At 43.7% G+C, this 14817-nt stretch carries 13 protein-coding genes; 4 read left to right on the top strand and 9 right to left on the bottom strand.

Going from position 1 to position 14817, the window contains the following annotated elements:
* Positions 1 to 96: 96 nt before the first annotated feature.
* The 4 genes from B3Q46_RS14890 to B3Q46_RS14875 form a co-directional block, all read right to left on the bottom strand.
* Positions 97 to 960 (bottom strand): lysophospholipid acyltransferase family protein, encoded by an 864-nt coding sequence (locus B3Q46_RS14890; protein WP_175966680.1) that lies wholly within the window; start codon positions 958 to 960, stop codon positions 97 to 99.
* A gap of 18 nt (positions 961 to 978) precedes the next feature.
* On the bottom strand, positions 979 to 1200 hold the full coding sequence (locus tag B3Q46_RS14885) for a hypothetical protein (protein ID WP_004733007.1): 222 nt from the start codon (positions 1198 to 1200) through the stop codon (positions 979 to 981).
* A gap of 114 nt (positions 1201 to 1314) precedes the next feature.
* A complete protein-coding gene (gene aspS, locus B3Q46_RS14880) occupies positions 1315 to 3099 on the bottom strand; it encodes an aspartate--tRNA ligase (protein ID WP_175966682.1) in 1785 nt (594 codons plus the stop codon).
* A 162-nt stretch (positions 3100 to 3261) separates the two neighbouring features.
* Positions 3262 to 4026, bottom strand: coding sequence for a DUF4184 family protein (locus tag B3Q46_RS14875; RefSeq protein WP_175966684.1), 765 nt, complete (start codon positions 4024 to 4026; stop codon positions 3262 to 3264).
* Between the two features lie 140 nt (positions 4027 to 4166).
* Between B3Q46_RS14875 and znuD the strand changes: the two genes are divergently transcribed.
* Complete coding sequence (gene znuD, locus B3Q46_RS14870; protein ID WP_175966686.1) at positions 4167 to 6281, top strand: zinc piracy TonB-dependent receptor ZnuD; 2115 nt, start codon at positions 4167 to 4169, stop codon at positions 6279 to 6281.
* 105 nt (positions 6282 to 6386) lie between these two features.
* The gene (locus B3Q46_RS14865; protein WP_175966688.1) at positions 6387 to 7850 is read left to right on the top strand and encodes a phospholipase D family protein; all 1464 of its coding nucleotides are present in this window, start codon (positions 6387 to 6389) and stop codon (positions 7848 to 7850) included.
* 82 nt (positions 7851 to 7932) lie between these two features.
* On the opposite strand, the gene B3Q46_RS14860 is transcribed toward B3Q46_RS14865, so the two are convergent.
* Entirely contained in the window at positions 7933 to 8415 is a 483-nt protein-coding gene (locus B3Q46_RS14860; protein ID WP_175966689.1) for a hypothetical protein, read from the bottom strand.
* 178 nt (positions 8416 to 8593) lie between these two features.
* Here B3Q46_RS14860 and B3Q46_RS14855 point away from each other — a divergent pair, with 178 nt between their 5' ends.
* The gene (locus B3Q46_RS14855; RefSeq protein ID WP_175966691.1) at positions 8594 to 9034 is read left to right on the top strand and encodes an RcnB family protein; all 441 of its coding nucleotides are present in this window, start codon (positions 8594 to 8596) and stop codon (positions 9032 to 9034) included.
* Between the two features lie 91 nt (positions 9035 to 9125).
* Here the strand turns inward: B3Q46_RS14855 and B3Q46_RS14850 are convergent, their stop codons facing one another.
* Positions 9126 to 9623, bottom strand: coding sequence for a phosphate-starvation-inducible protein PsiE (locus B3Q46_RS14850; protein ID WP_104426607.1), 498 nt, complete (start codon positions 9621 to 9623; stop codon positions 9126 to 9128).
* 173 nt (positions 9624 to 9796) lie between these two features.
* Between B3Q46_RS14850 and B3Q46_RS14845 the strand changes: the two genes are divergently transcribed.
* On the top strand, positions 9797 to 10003 hold the full coding sequence (locus B3Q46_RS14845) for a hypothetical protein (RefSeq protein ID WP_004782155.1): 207 nt from the start codon (positions 9797 to 9799) through the stop codon (positions 10001 to 10003).
* Between the two features lie 52 nt (positions 10004 to 10055).
* Here the strand turns inward: B3Q46_RS14845 and B3Q46_RS14840 are convergent, their stop codons facing one another.
* The 3 genes from B3Q46_RS14840 to B3Q46_RS14830 form a co-directional block, all read right to left on the bottom strand.
* The gene (locus B3Q46_RS14840; RefSeq protein WP_005232064.1) at positions 10056 to 11837 is read right to left on the bottom strand and encodes an acyl-CoA dehydrogenase C-terminal domain-containing protein; all 1782 of its coding nucleotides are present in this window, start codon (positions 11835 to 11837) and stop codon (positions 10056 to 10058) included.
* Between the two features lie 169 nt (positions 11838 to 12006).
* Positions 12007 to 13809 (bottom strand): acyl-CoA dehydrogenase C-terminal domain-containing protein, encoded by a 1803-nt coding sequence (locus B3Q46_RS14835; protein WP_261635015.1) that lies wholly within the window; start codon positions 13807 to 13809, stop codon positions 12007 to 12009.
* A gap of 309 nt (positions 13810 to 14118) precedes the next feature.
* Positions 14119 to 14748, bottom strand: coding sequence for a hypothetical protein (locus B3Q46_RS14830; protein WP_261635014.1), 630 nt, complete (start codon positions 14746 to 14748; stop codon positions 14119 to 14121).
* Positions 14749 to 14817 lie beyond the last annotated feature (69 nt).

Here is a 14817-nt window from a genome sequence, read left to right as displayed (position 1 = left end):
ACTTTCGCAAGAGGTCTAATGAAGTTAATGCACGAACAACAAAGTTAGGAATCGATATTAAGTTAACTTTAAGTGATTTAATTGAATAATTAAAATTTATTGATAAATATTACTTTCATCAATTATTTTCCTAAACCTCTTATACCCCCACAAATACTGTTCTGGAGCGACATTAATCATTCGCTCCATTTCTTTATTTAAGGTATCAACCGACAGTCGTAAATCTTTAGATAAAATATCATTTGATAATTTAGTCACGTAAATATCATAGCCGGATAAATCATTACGTCTGAGACAGCTTAAACCTACGACTGAACATTGTGTTTTAGCTGCCAGTTTGGAAAGAAGCGTAGAGGACAGCGCATTTTGACCATAAAAATAAGAATAGATTCCACCAGATTCTTTAGGAACATGATCCGGCAAAATTGCAGAAAAACCACCCTGTTTTAAATACTTAAACACAGCACGTACACCAGAGTCATCGGTTGGAACCAGTGTCGCATTCAGGCGTTGCCGAGCTTCCAGCATAAAACGATCGACATCTTGATTCTTACTAGGCTTATACATAATCACAGGGGCGGTGTGTTGATTCACCCAGACATTCAACAGCTCCCAAGTGCCAAAATGAGGCACCACAGCCAAGCAGCCCTGAGGATTTTGTAAAGCCTGAAGGAAAATGTCTTCGCCATGCACATCTCGAATTAAAGACAGCGCATATTCAGAAGATGAACCCCAAATTTTGACTGATTCTGCATACGTCATGCACTGACTTTTGAGGCTGTGTTTGGTCAAATCAGCCCGTTCAACTTCAGAAAGTTCAGGATAAGCAGAGGCCAGATTAATCTCAGTCACTCGGCGTGCAGAAGAATGACTGAGATACAAAAGAGACCCAGCCAGTTGCGCAAGATTTTGAATGAATCTTAATGGAAGCTTGGAGAAATTTTTGAGTAGGGTGTACATGGTATTCAGATGGTCAGATTATAGGTCTTTGTCCGGATTGCCCTTCAGCACCATATAAATCAAACCGACAAAGATCAGCAGAGCACCTAAAATACTGCTCAGGCAAAAATACACAATACGCTCATTGGTATCGAGGTTGAACAGGTTGTTGGCAAGGATATAGCGCATGAACAGCCATTGAACCACTGAAAATACAATAAGCATAATGCTGCGATTACGAACTGCAGGACGCATAGCCATTGCTAATTACCTTAGATTAAAAACTGTGGCTATTATGCCACTGTTCCAGATGTGACTCAATCACACAAAAAAGCCCCGCACGAGGCAGGGCTTTTTCACTTAAAACGTCAAGAATTATTCCTGAGATTCAGCTTTTGGTTTTTCACGTAAGCGAATACCAAGGTCTCGCAATTGATTTGATTCAACTGGAGCAGGCGCTTGCGTTAATGGACATTCAGCAGTCTTGGTTTTCGGGAATGCAATCACGTCACGAATAGAAGATGCACCAGTCATCAACATCACCAGACGATCCAGACCGAATGCCAAACCACCATGCGGAGGAGCACCGTAACGTAATGCATTTAATAAGAAGCTGAATTTCTCTTCCGCTTCTTCTTCACCAATACCAAGTGCTTCAAAGATCGCTTTTTGCATTTCAAGGTTATGAATACGCAGTGAACCACCACCGACTTCAGTACCGTTCAATACCATATCGTAAGCAACAGACAACGCAGCACCTGGATTGTTCTTCACTTCTTCTACGCTAGATTTAGGCAGCGTGAATGGGTGATGCACAGATGTCCATTTACCATCATCAGTTTCTTCGAACATTGGGAAGTCAACCACCCAAAGTGGCGCCCACTCGCAAGTTGATAATTTAAGGTCATGACCGATCTTCACACGAAGCGCGCCCATCGCATCGTTTACAACTCTCGCTTTGTCTGCACCGAAGAATACGATGTCGCCATTTTCAGCGCCAACACGTTTCAATAGATCAAGCACGATTGGCTCGATGAATTTCACGATTGGAGATTGAAGACCTTCGATGCCTTTTTCAAGTTCGTTGACTTTGATGTAGGCCAAACCGCGTGCACCGTAGATGCTTACAAATTTGGTGTATTCATCAATCGCGCTACGTGGCAGTGAACCAGCACCCGGCACGCGAAGCGCAACGATACGACCTTTAGGGTCTTTTGCAGGACCTGCGAATACTTTGAACTCAACGTCTTGCATTAAGTCTGCAACGTCAACCAGTTTCAAAGGAATACGCATATCTGGTTTGTCAGACGCATAGTCACGCATTGCATCGTTGTATGTCATGCGTGGGAATTTATCAAACTCTACGTTTAGAAGTTCTTTGAACATCTTCACGGTTAAAGTTTCCATTAAATCCATGATGTCATCGTCACTCATGAACGATGTTTCAACGTCGATTTGGGTGAATTCTGGCTGACGATCCGCACGCAAGTCTTCATCACGGAAACATTTCGCGATTTGGTAGTAACGATCGATACCACCCACCATCAACAACTGTTTGAACAGCTGTGGAGATTGTGGCAGTGCGTAGAAGCTACCGTTAGATACACGGCTTGGTACTAAATAGTCACGCGCACCTTCAGGCGTTGCACGAGTCAAAATTGGGGTTTCAACGTCTAGGAAACCATTGTCTTCGAAGTAGTTACGAATCAGGTTGGTTAACTTAGAACGGAAGCGTAAACGATCTAGCATTTCTGGACGACGGATGTCCAGGAAACGGTATTTCAAACGAATTTCTTCAGAAATATTGGTGTTTTCGTCATTCAAAGGGAATGGCGGAGTTTCAGACTGAGCAAGAACTTCAATTTCTTTACCCAAGACTTCGATTTGACCGCTCACCATATTGGCATTTTCTGTGCCTTCATAACGGCGACGTACACGGCCTGTAATTTTTAATACAAATTCTGAACGTACTTTATCAGCAGTTGCGAATGCTTCAGGAGTATCTGGGTCAATAACCACTTGAACAAGACCGTCACGGTCACGCATGTCAAGGAAGATTACACCACCGTGGTCACGGCGACGATGTACCCAACCGCATAATGTTACGGTTTGGTCAATTTGAGCTTCGGTTAAAGAACCGCAGTAATGAGTTCGCATCATAGCGTTAGAAATCCAACTATATGGGTTAAGGTCAGCGAATACGTAAACAGCGTACCGCTTTGAGTAAAGGTAGGATTATGCCTCTTTGGGCATGTTGTCACAAGAACTTGGGTCAAAAACAATATCATTTTAAAGTGAATAGGGGAAAAGCCAGTGCTTTGTTTAACCCATCCTGCGATCTCTGTCTAAAAATAAAAACAATAAACAGCCCAGACTGAAGGTGATCAGAAAGCCTTGGCTAAATTCATTGATCGAGCGACCAGTAAAATAATAGAGGTCCGATTGCCAGACTTCCGTAGAGATATAGCGTGCATAATCCCAGACAGAAAATAGGCCGGTAAATATAGAAAAGAGCAATAAGCCCCAGGCAAACGATTTGATTTTCAGACTGACTGCAAGATAGTGCTGATGAGTTTTGTAGTAATGCAGGCTCATCCACAGGATAAGAGGCAAGACAATCACTGAGGTGCCAATCTGTAAAATTCGGTGCAGCGGATAACTTTGTCCAAGCAACTGAAAATGTTGGGCTAAGACGTTATGAAAGGCAAAAGTTCGAAAGTCGACATGCGTTAGTCCATCCCAGATTAAATGGGTGGCTGTACCAATGATGACTGCCAGACACATCACCAGGATGAATTTTAGTGCTGAAAGGATATTGTGAATCTTTAAATCATGCTGAATACCGATGAAACGGTAAATAGCTGGGCGATATAGACCATACCAGATCATGCAGAAAATAAGTCCGATCCACAGGTCAGGATGTATCAGCGAAGACCATAAATGCGTGATATTTGAATTACTCGAAGTAAAGAGACGATATAAATCGGGCACCATACAGCCAATCGCCAGCGCAGCAACAGGAAGTCTATTCCCAGTCAAATATGAAATAGGTGGAGCAAGCACAGCATGCGACAAGGTAAAGGGCATAAAGATAATGCTTTAATGTAATCAAAAATATTCAAAGGACATTCTAATAAAATATAGCACTGAGTATCGTAAAGGATTGCAAAAATAATGAAATGTTATATTATAACATTCACCCAGATTACTGAATTTGAGCTTCGGTCATGTCCTTCCCTAAGAATCTAATAACATTGTCAATTTTTGCTGTAGTTGCGCCTACAGTATTTGCAGAGCAATCTTCCTCTTCTATCCCGGTTCAGACCATGGACACGATTCAGGTGCAAGCTCATCCATTGGTGCAGACTGCGGCAGATTTTGCGGTTGCGGATCAGGTCGTGGGTCAGAAAGCACTGTCTGAACGCGCCACCACCATTGGTGATGCCTTGGCAGATGAGCTTGGTGTTTATTCTAATCAGTTTGGCAGCGGTGCCAGCCGTCCCGTTATTCGTGGTCAGGATGGCCCACGCGTAAAAGTATTGCAGCATGCGTCTGAAACAGCGGATGTGTCCACTTTATCTCCTGACCATGCTGTCACCGTTGATCCGATTCTTGCCAAACAGGTTGAAGTGATTCGTGGTCCATCTACGCTGCTTTATGGTGCCGGTACAGTCGGTGGTCTGGTCAATGTCACTGACCAGAAAATCCCCACTCAAATGCCGGAAGATGGTCTGGAAGGAACTGTTGGACTACGTTACAACTCGGGCAGTGATGAAAAACTGGCAAGTGCAGGCGTGACTGCTGCAGTCGGTGAAAATTTTGCCCTGCGTGTCGAAGGTACTAAACATAAGGCCAATGACTATATTGCTCCGGATTATGTTCATGAGCATGGTGATGAATTGGAAAAAAAACGTCGTGTAGGTAATACCTTTGCTGAAGGCCAGACTGTAAATATTGGTGGGTCATGGATTCATGATCGTGGTTTTGTGGGGCTATCTTATAGTAACCGTCAGGATGAATATGGCTTGCCGGGGCATAGTCATGAATATCATGGCTGTGTATTGCATGGTGATCATTTCCATGACTGTCCAGAGCCGGGTGCTACCGCAGAGCATGAAGAAGAGCATGGCGGACCATGGGTAGATCTGAAATCTGAACGTTATGAAGTACGTACTGAACTGGAACAGCCTTTTGCCGGTTTTGACAAGTTACGTGCCCATGCCAGTTTTACTGATTATGAGCATGATGAGCTGGAAGAAAATGAAGTCATCAGTAATTTCAAAAGCAAAGGCTACGATGGCCGTCTAGAACTAGTCCATGTTCCGGTTGCTGGTTGGGAGGGCGTAATTGGCACCCAATATAGCCAGCAGAAAATCAATCTGGCTGCTACAGAACATGATCATCATGAAGATGGTGACGAGGATGATGAAGAACATCATGTCCATGGTTCAAGCGTGGTCATGCCAGATACTAAAACTGAAAAATACAGTCTGTTTGCCTTAGAGCATAAACAACTCAGTGATGTGCATGTCGAACTGGGTGCACGTGTTGATCATCAAAAAGTACAAGTTGAATCTGAACAGAAAAATTATTCAGGCACAGGCGTCTCTGCTTCTGCCGCTGCGAATTGGGAATTTGCCCCGAACTATAAGTTATCCATTGTAGGTTCACATCAGCAACGTTTACCACTGGCGCAAGAGCTGTATGCCAATGGCCTGCATTTTGCCACCAATACCTATGAAGTCGGTAATCCTGATCTGGATAAAGAAAGCTCGAATAACCTGGAGCTGGGTTTCGAATATGAAGGTGCTAAGCTGGATTATCATGCACATATTTACCATAACTGGTTTGATGACTATATCTACGGTGCGACAACCGCCAGAAATGGAAATTTGCGTGGGGTAGAATATACCCAAGATAAAGCCCGTTTCTATGGGGCTGAAGCGGAAGCTACTTATGCATTAAATGATACATACAAGCTTGGTGTATTCGGTGATTATGTGCGCGGCAAAATTGATGGTGAAAATGCACCCCGTATTCCAGCAGGCCGCTTAGGAACCAAGGTTGAAGCAGACTTTGCTGATGGCTGGTCAGGAATGGCAGAGTATTATCATGTCTTTAATCAGGACAAAACGGCCAGATATGAAGATGAGACCCAAGGCTATAATATGGTCAATGTCGGCCTAAGCTATGCCAATAGCATTGCTGATAAAAATGCCTATCGGGTTTATTTTAAAGCCAATAATCTGCTCAATGATCAGGTCTATTCGCATAGCTCATTCCTGTCGAATATTCCGCAAGTCGGACGTAATTTCACAGTCGGCGTACAATATGATTTCTAGGATTCAGATGAAATAACTGACCGAATCCAAGTACTGTCACTGAAATAGACTTGAAAAATCATCAGATTAAACCTAGCCTGAGCATATTGGGTTAGGTTTTTTCTTATGCGTATCTTTCAACGAATTCACAATAAACTGAACTGGTCAAACCGCCGTTATGCGGCCTTGATCATTGGTGTGCTGATGGCCAGCTATCTGGCTTCAGCAATTTATCATACTTATAAACCGTTACCTGAAGGGCTGAATTACACGGGTAAGCTGCGCCATGCACAGGTGAAATTTCTGGTCGATCAGACTTATCTGGATGCACAGGGCAAGCAACAACTGGATCATCAGATTTTTAATGAAATGCTGAAGATGGTTGAGGAAGCAAAATCCCTGATCGTGCTGGATATGTTCCTGTTTAATCAGCAAACCGGTGCCTCTAAACAGGAACATCAGGCACTCAGCAAACAGCTCACAGAGGCCTTACTCAACAAGCGATTGATGCAGCCTGAAGTGGAAATCAAATTTATTACCGATCCGATTAATTCTGTCTATGGTGGAATTACAGCGCAGCATTATCGTGAACTGCGTCAGGCAGGAGTAGATGTAATCGAAACCAATCTGACACCGCTGCGTGCTTCTAATCCAAGCTGGTCAGGTTTCTGGTATCTATGCTGTCAGGGGATTGGCAATAATCCGGAAAAAGGCTGGTTGCCGAATCCGTTTGGTCCAGAAAAAGTGACCTTACGCAGCTATTTCGACTTGTTTAATTTCAAAGCCAATCATCGTAAAACACTGGTCGTTGATACAGATCAGGGCTGGAAAGCACTGGTCACTTCAATGAACCCACATGATGGCAGTTCACGGCACTCCAATATTGGTCTACTGGTCTGGGGCAGAACAGCAATTGATATTCTTGCAACAGAACAGGCAGTCGGGATCATGTCTCAAGCCAATATGCCGGCTGTGATTGCAGGTGAATTTGAAGCAGAAAAAAACCAGCCTCAAGTTCAGGTGCTGACTGAAAAAGCCATTTATGAGGGGGTTCTAAAGCTGCTTGAAACGGCGAAAGCAGATGAGCAGATTGATCTGGCCATGTTCTATCTGTCAGAACGTAAGATTGTGAAAGGGTTGATTGCAGCACATGAACGCGGAGTGAAACTTCGGATTTTACTTGATCCAAACAAAGATGCATTTGGGCGTGAAAAAAATGGCATTCCTAACCGGCAGGTGGCTTCAGAACTGCATAAAGCTGGTATTCCGGTACGCTGGTGTAATACTCAAGGCGAGCAATGTCATAATAAAATTCTGATGAAATATGGTGCCCAGCAATCTGAAATGATTTTAGGTTCCGCTAATTTCACGGCACGTAACCTAAAAAATTATAATCTGGAGACCAATCTGCGTGTGGTGGGACAACCTCAGGCGGAAGTCTTTAGCGATGCGCAGCAGTATTTCAATACGGCCTGGTCTAATTTGAATGGTCGTTCCATGAGCGTGGACTATGCTCAATATGCTGAAGAGTCATTCTGGAAATACTGGTTATACCGTTTTATGGAATGGAGTGGTTGGTCGACGTTTTGATTTTAAATCCCTCCTAACCTCCCCTTAAAAAAGGGAGGAAAGTCCCTCTTTATCAAAGAGGGATTTAGGAAGATTTCTAGTATTAGCTTTTTGATTCTGGATTAGGCGGAACCAGTTGATCCAGTTCCTTATCTGTCAGCTCATCCAGTTCCTTATCTGTCAGCTCATCCAGTTCAGAAATATCAGTCTTGATTTTCCATTGTGCTTCATCATCCACCGGATTTGGTAAACGTGCTTCTAGCCAGTCACATACCACATCTGGTGAAAAGTCAGCATGATTGCACTGGATCACCCAAGACAGGAAATCTTTGGCTACACCATTCATATAAGGCGGTGGAGAAACTGGAATAAACTGAGTCGGCAGGCGCTCATTTTTAGAAATATAGTTCAGGACATGACCCAATTCCTGCACAGTTTGCCATGCTAAAGGATGATCGACATTGATCTGAAATTTAAACCACCAGGCCTGTTTCCCATCCGAGCCATAGCTATCAATCAGTCCTTTTTGAACACTGGGTACCTTGCAAAAATATTCATATAAACGATCGAAATTTAAATCAGACACAGTATGCAACTCAAAGCATTAAAAAAGTGATATTAGCATACGCACTTCAGCGCTCATCACGCAAGCCTATTAAAGTCATGGAATCAATTACAAAACTTTGCAGCAGCAGGAGATTTATCCATATTTTCTGCATGGGTTTTGGTTAAAATATGGTCAGAAATCTTTGGAGGACGCACTTATGAAAACATTAGCTTCAGGTGCATTGCTGGCTTCATTCCTGTTCGGTATTGCGGTGCCCGCTTGGGCGGATAATGCCTGGGTAGGCTATACAGGTGTTGATCGTTCTAAACCTCAACATCGCCCTTCATCGCGTCCTCATTATGCACCACAGCCTCCTCATTCGCAGCGGCCTTATTATCCGCAACGTCCATCCCATGGCGGATATTATCCTCCTGCGCAGAGCCAAAGCGGGTTCAATATCCAGTATCAGGCACCGACCACGATTTACCAGAATTCCAATAGCTATAGCTGGGTCAATGGTGATCCAAATGTGGCTCGCATTGAAAGTTCGAGATATACAGTGATTAGTGACTGGCAGCATTTGGGATTACCGGCACCACCACGCGGAAGTTACTGGATTTATGAAAATGGACGTTATGTATTGATGAATAATCGTTAAAAGAAATTCCCTCTCTTGTTAGGAGAGGTGATTAATTACCCTCTTGCGAAGCAGTGCTTCTCACCTTTTGCAAAGAGGGACTTTTCTATGACTATGCCAACTCATCATCTTCAGGACGTGGAGTTTTACCTTCTGGTAATGGCTTTTCGCTATGCTTGTCACGAATGACAGATGGATAGGTCCAGGACGCATAACGGACCACCAGAATGGCAAAAGCCAGAATCAGAATCGAACCGGTAATAATAACCTGATCCATGCTGGCTTTGTGTGTATGCTGAATATCAGAAATCAGTAAACGGGTCAGGGCAGTAATTGCAATATAAATCAGGAACCGGACCGGCATATGATTGGTCTTGAAATAGATGCCGACCATGGCACCAAGTTCCAGATAGATAAACAGCAAAAGAATATCGTCAATGGTGGCAAACTGTTTGACGGTTAAAATCTCAAATACGGTATGACCTGCGGACCAGATCACCATACAGCCAATAATAAACAGCGCAAGATAATGGAAACTTTCAACGGCAAGGTTGCCAAAACGGTCGAGGAGAGTTTCTATTCTTTTTACTTTAGACTCAGATTTACTCATGTTCTCCTCCAGATTTTTCATGTGAAATAACATATGAACAGGAAAGAACTAGCAAAGATCATGCACAAAAAGAGAAAAATAAAATAAAAGTGAAAATATTCGAACTTTTGCACTTTTTTGCACTAACTTGTTATATTGTATGAGAACTACATTGAATAAATAGGAGAAAAAAAATGTTGGACAAAATTCAAACAAAAATTAGTCAATTAGAAGCAGGAAAAAAATTAATCCTGGGCGCGGGGATCAAGGCTGAAGAGATGCAGAAGGTACTTGAACTGTGTGAATCTCTGGAGTCGCAAGGGGGAATTAAAATCGTGAATAAGCATTTCAATCCTAAAATAACGACGCAACCAGATACGATCTTGATTGAAAAAGTATAATGTATAAAAAGCCCTGCAGATGCAGGGCTTTTTATATGGATTCACGTCAAGATTAAGCTTGAGTCGTAAAGTAATCTTCAGAGAAATTCATCACTACTTCACAGCCTGCTTTTACTTTGGTAATACGCAGTGCAAGTTCAGGCAAGATGCGTTGCGTGAAGTAACGCGCAAGCGCAAGTTTATTTTGGTAGAACTCGCCATCTTTGTCTTTTGCAGCATTGGCAATGCGCGCAAACATATAAGAGAAGCTCAATAGGCCTACTGCGTGTAGATAATCAACCGCTGCAGCATTCGGGAATTCTGCATTTTCGCCAGCAGCTTCAAGCACGAACTGAGTTAACGATTCGACTTCAGTAGCTGCATCTAAAGTTGCATCTTTAATGAAGTTCAGGTCTGCGTCCAACTGGTTCGCAAAGTCACGGATTTCTTCGATGTATTCACCGATGTACGCACCGCCACATTTAATGGTTTTACGGCCGATTAAATCTTGTGACTGGACACCGTTGGTTCCTTCGTAAATCTGTGAGATGCGCAGGTCACGGATACATTGTTCCATACCCCATTCACGGATATAACCATGTCCACCAAAGACCATTTGTGCATCTAGGGTTGCTTGGAATGCAGTATCCGTTAGGTAAGCTTTCGCGATTGGTGTTAACAGCGCCACACGGTCATTGGCTTTTTTCACGGCTTCAGGATCAGTCGAGAACTTGGTGATGTCCAGTTGTTGACCTACATACACGGCAAATGCACGAGATGCTTCATTGTTCGCACGAACATTCAGCAACATACGACGTACATCACCATGTACTAAAATGCTGTCTGCCGGTTTAGCCGGTGATTGGGCACCAAGTGCACTACGACCCTGTAAACGGTCTGTCGCATATTGCGCAGCATTTTGATAAGCAAATTCTGAGGCGCCTAGACCTTGGATGCCCATAGACAGACGCTCGTAATTCATCATCACGAACATGGCAGCCAGACCTTCATTTTCTTTGCCCACCAGGTAACCTTTGGCACCGTCAAAGTTCATTACGCAAGTTGCAGATGCCTTGATCCCCATTTTGTGTTCGATTGAACCTGGACCAACCGGGTTACGTTCACCAATTGAACCGTCTTCATTGACCAGGAACTTCGGTACAATGAACAGGGAAATACCGCGAGAGCCGGCAGGCGCATCAGGTGTTTTTGCCAGTACCAGGTGAATAATGTTTTCAGCAAGATCGTGGTCACCACCAGTGATAAAGATTTTGGTACCGGTAATGCTATACGTACCATCTTCATTACGTTCAGCTTTGGTTTTGATAATACCCAGATCAGTACCAGCATGTGGTTCAGTTAAGCACATGGTGCCTGACCATTCGCCAGAGTAGATTTTAGGCAGATAGGTTTCTTTTTGCTCTTGAGATGCATAGCTGTTTAAAGCCATACCTGCACCCACAGAAAGAAGTGGGTAGAGCATGAAAGATGGGTTAGTTGCAAACAGCATTTCATCAGAAAGTACGGTGAGCATTTTCGGCATTTCCTGGCCGCCCCATTCTGCATCTGCACCCAGACCGATCCAGCCGCCTTCAGCATATTGTTTGAATGCTTCTTTAAAGCCAGCAGGTGTGGTGACATTGCCATTTTCATATTTTGCGCCTTCTTCATCGCCGGTACGGTTCAGAGGAAGCATGACGTTTTGCGCAAACTTTGCCATTTCTTCAAGGATGGCTTCTGCTGTGGCAGTATCCAAGTGGGCAAGATTTTCATTCGCCTGCCAGAACTGTTCTGCATTGAAAACATCATTCAGGATGAATTTCATGTCAGCAAGCGGCGCGTTATAAATTGGCATAGTATGTCACCTGTTTTATTGTTTAATTGGATTGTTTTGGCTCAGTCTAAAGCATTAAAAATCTGAATGTTAGACGACTAAAGGTTAATTCTGTAACTCTTTATAAAGAAAAAGGACTGCCTGAAGATGACCGTCCTTTTTCTTATTATGCATTTAAAACTGCATCAGCTTAGAATGCGAAATGTTCAGCATCTAAAGACATAAGCGGTTCTACACCAGTTGCAATCACGTCAACGTGTGAACGAACACGTGGCAGGATTTTCTTGAAGTAGAAACGAGCAGTCGTCAATTTGGCATTGTAGAAGTCTGCATCAGTGGTACCTGCAGCAAGAGTCTCTTGAGCAACCAGTGCCATACGAGCCCACAGGTAAGCCAGTGTTACATAACCAGAGAAGTACAGGTAATCTACTGCAGCTGCACCCACTTCTTCAGGGTTTTGCATCGCACGCATACCAATCTGCATGGTTAGGTCGCCCCATTCTTTGTTCAATGCCGCAAGCGGTTCAACAAATTCTTTCATTGCAGAATTGTCTTTGTTCGCTTCCGCAAATTTGTGGATGATCTTGGTGAAGTCTTTCAACATTGCACCTTGAGTACCCAGTACTTTACGGCCTAACAGGTCAAGTGCTTGAATTTCAGTGGTACCTTCGTACAGGCAGGCAATACGTGTATCACGTACGATTTGTTCCATGCCATGCTCAGAGATAAAGCCGTGACCACCGAAGACTTGAACACCATGTTTCGCAGCTTCTGAACCGGTTTCAGTCAGGAATGCTTTCGCGATTGGAGTTAATAGTGACAGGATATTGTCAGCGAACTTGCGTTCTTCTTCAGAAGTACCTTGTTCAACCACATCAGCATATTGAGCCAACAGGTAAACCAGTGCACGACCACCTTCAGCAAATGCTTTTTGAGTTAAAAGCATGTTACGTACAGCTGGGTGAACGATAATTGGATCTGCTTCTTTTTCAGGTGCCTTAGGACCAGAAAGAGAGCGCATTGCCAGACGGTCTTTAGCATAAGTTAAAGCGCCTTGGAATGCCGCTTCAGATGCAGACAGACCTTGTACAGCAGTACCGATACGTGCAGTGTTCATGAACGTGAACATGCAGTTCAGACCACGGTTTTCAGGACCGATCAGGAAGCCTTTTGCGTTATCGAAGTTGATGACACAAGTTGCGTTACCATGGATCCCCATTTTGTGTTCGATTGAACCACAACGTACGCCATTACGCTCGCCGATTGAACCGTCAGCATTCAGGTTGAATTTTGGTACGATGAACAGAGAAATACCTTTAGTACCTTTAGGCGCGCCAGGCAGACGAGCAAGTACGATGTGGATGATGTTCTCTGCCATGTCATGTTCACCAGCAGAGATAAAGATTTTCTCGCCAGAGATTGCATAGCTACCATCAGCTTGTGGCTCAGCTTTAGTACGGATGATGCCGAGGTCAGAACCTGCATGAGATTCAGTCAGACACATGGTACCTGTCCATTCACCTGAAACCAGTTTAGGCAGATAAGCGTCTTTTTGTTCTTGAGAACCGTGGTGTTCTAAAGTACGAACTGCACCATGAGACAGACCAGGGTACATACCCCAAGCCCAGTTCGCAGTACCCACCATTTCAGAAATAGTGATACCTAAAGAATTTGGTAAGCCTTGACCGCCGTATTGCTCTTCCGCAGAAAGAGAAGGGAAGCCTAGCTCGATGTATTTCTGGTACGCTTCTTTAAAGCCAGTCGGTGTTGTTACAACGCCGTCATTCCAGGTACAGCCTTCACGGTCGCCCACTTGATTTAGAGGAGATAATTCATTTTCACAGAAGTCAGCTGCAGCTTCTAGGTACTGATCAACCAACTCACGGCTTACGTTTTCTTGAAACGCAGGAAGTTTTACGTAATGTTCTTCAGCATTTAATAATTCGTGTAGAACGAATTGCATGTCACGTAAGGGCGCTTTGTATTGTGGCATATCGGTTTCCTCAATACTGGTTTAGACCAGCGTTATCATCCTAAATTAATTGAAACGTGCCTTCAGTGACACGTATTGCTATGAATCTAATCGTGCAACATCTTGCCCGGCCATACAAGCTTTCAGGCGGCTTTCTTGGTGACTATAAAGTCAAAGATTAATCTGCACAGAACAGTAAGCATATTGACTGCAAAGACTTTTGTAGGAATTAGCAGAATATGAATGGTCAAAAGAGGACTGAGGAGTCAGCCATAAAAAAAGGCACCCGAAGGTGCCTGAATTTGAAGGAATAAGAAACGTAGAACAAGATCAAGATGCAGCTTTATTCATCTTGATGGGTGCATTCGGCTGGAAGTGCACGATACATTGACCATCAATGGTTTGAGTACCCGCTTTCACTTGAACTGTCTTGCCATGGGTTTGACCTTTACAAGCGTTGGCAAACGCAGTTTGTAGAGCCTGACGTTCTGATAAACGCTGATCATACTGTTTAACCATTTCTGCACGTTGACTATCCGTTAATGATTCTCCACGGTTCATACCACCTTGGAATTCGCCACGCATTGGACGGTGTTCACCGCGCATGCCACGGAATTCACCACGTTGACCTTTCATGCCTTTATGGTCAGGTTTGAAAGAAATCTTGCATTGACCATCAATGGTTCTATCGCCAGCCTTGATTTGAACTGCACTGCCTACAGCTTTGCCGTCACAGGCCTGTTGAATCTGCTTATGAAATTGCATGCGTTCTGCACGAGCGGCTTTGAACTGTTCGCGTTGCTCTGGAGTGAGACGATACTGTTTTTGACCTTCATGATGTCTCATCATGCGAGACTGATCTTTCTGCTCATTCACGTTGCTCGTAGATTGACAGGCAGTCAATGCACCCATCGATAAAACACTGGCACTGATTAAGGCGATTTTTGTCATTGCTTTCATGTTTTTACCCCATTCAAGAGCTGATTCTTTTTGATGAGTAAAGATTAAATAATAGGACTTACGCACTAT

The organism is Acinetobacter sp. UBA2581, from assembly GCF_002339435.1.
Taxonomy (GTDB): domain Bacteria; phylum Pseudomonadota; class Gammaproteobacteria; order Pseudomonadales; family Moraxellaceae; genus Acinetobacter; species Acinetobacter variabilis.
Note: the sequence above shows the minus strand (reverse complement) of the source record. Positions and strands in the feature narration are given on the sequence as shown.